At 64.0% G+C, this 480-nt stretch carries 1 protein-coding gene; it reads left to right on the forward strand.

Annotation, left to right across the window (positions count from 1 at the left end; all coding sequences use genetic code 11):
• Nucleotides 1-207: 207 nt before the first annotated feature.
• Nucleotides 208-480, forward strand: a 273-nt coding sequence (locus G3I78_RS47325; protein ID WP_203616501.1) for a transposase, incomplete at its 3' end; no start/stop codon positions are given.

Genomic DNA, 480 nt, shown 5'->3' on the forward strand with positions numbered 1-480 from the left:
TATGCGTCTGAACCACCCTGACGGAGACTCATGCCAAACTCGTCGGCTGAACCCTGATTAACGAAGAGGTAGCCGACCACAAGCGATGCGGCTGCGGCCGAAAGCCAGACATACCACCGCGCATGGAGGGGAGTCGAAGGGGGCTGCTGCACGGATCTGTGACATCTGAGATCGCTTGCTCGCCGAGCAGGCTGGAAGGATGTTGCTGTGCCCAAGCCCTATCCCCGTGAGTTTCGTGAGGACGTCGTGCGGGTCGCCCGGAACCGTGGTCCCGGTGTGACGCTGGCGCAGATCGCCCAGGACTTCGGGGTCCATGAGATGACGATCACGAAGTGGTTGCGTGCCGCCGATGTCGAGGACGGCGTGAAGCCCGGCGTCACCTCGGAGCACGCACGGGAGTTGCGTGAGGCTCGACGTCGGATTCGGTTGCTGGAGCAGGAGAACGAGGTCCTGCGGCGGGCGGCGGCGTACCTGTCCCAG

This window comes from Streptomyces sp. SID13726, assembly GCF_010548375.1.
Classification (GTDB): domain Bacteria; phylum Actinomycetota; class Actinomycetes; order Streptomycetales; family Streptomycetaceae; genus Streptomyces.